The sequence below is a fragment of the Mesorhizobium sp. M3A.F.Ca.ET.175.01.1.1 genome (assembly GCF_004791945.1).
In the GTDB taxonomy this organism is placed as follows: domain Bacteria; phylum Pseudomonadota; class Alphaproteobacteria; order Rhizobiales; family Rhizobiaceae; genus Mesorhizobium.
Map to the genome: position 1 here is coordinate 1 of NZ_SRTP01000284.1, position 311 is coordinate 311.

At 59.8% G+C, this 311-nt stretch carries 1 protein-coding gene; it reads right to left on the reverse strand.

Annotated features, from left to right (window positions below):
* The coding region (locus tag EN818_RS33155; RefSeq protein ID WP_189524004.1) for a hypothetical protein at positions 1–311 on the reverse strand (311 nt) is incomplete at both ends.

A 311-nucleotide genomic window follows, 5' to 3' on the forward strand; every position in this document is an offset into this window, starting at 1 on the left:
TGGCGATGTCGGAATCGAGGTCGTCGGGAAGACCGGCGGAACGAAGCTGTGAAGCTACCGACTGATCGGCCTGAGATCGCCCCATCTGCCGGAGATCGAACAGAAGGTCTTCTTGGACCTTGGCCTTGGCAAGAACCTCATTGTAGGCGGCCTGCTGAGCCGTCTTCTGGCGCAGCAACTCGGCTTCCTTGCCATACAGCGGGATGCCCATCTCGCGAATTTGCTGCGCGACCTTGATCGAGGCGATGGCGCGATCATGTTCAAGGCGGCTCTTGCCGACGAGCCCGACCTCTGCCTGCAACAATTCAAGG